This window comes from Salifodinibacter halophilus (assembly GCA_012999515.1).
GTDB lineage: Bacteria > Pseudomonadota > Gammaproteobacteria > Nevskiales > Salinisphaeraceae > Salifodinibacter > Salifodinibacter halophilus.
This window is the reverse complement of record JABEEB010000717.1, coordinates 1-237: the sequence shown is the minus strand read 5'-3', so window position 1 is coordinate 237 and position 237 is coordinate 1. Positions and strand designations below refer to the sequence as shown.

Annotated in this window: 1 protein-coding gene; it reads left to right on the top strand. The window is 63.3% G+C overall.

Going from position 1 to position 237, the window contains the following annotated elements; translation table 11 throughout:
* The coding region (locus HKX41_13430; protein ID NNC25136.1) for an NADP-dependent isocitrate dehydrogenase at positions 1–202 on the top strand (202 nt) is incomplete at its 5' end.
* Between the last annotated feature and the right edge of the window lie 35 nt (positions 203–237).

Here is a 237-nt window from a genome sequence, read left to right as displayed (position 1 = left end):
GGTCAACCCGGGCTCGGTGATCCTGTCGGGCGAAATGATGCTGCGCTACCTGGGCTGGACCGAAGCCGCCGACGCGATCATCGCGGCGATGGACAAGGCCATCGCTTCCAAGCGCGTGACCTACGATTTCGCCCGTCTGATGGACGGCGCGACCGAGGTCAAGTGCTCGGAGTTCGCCGACGAGATCATCAAGCATCTCTGAGGCGGCTGCGCTGCTTACGCTGTAGAAAACGGGGC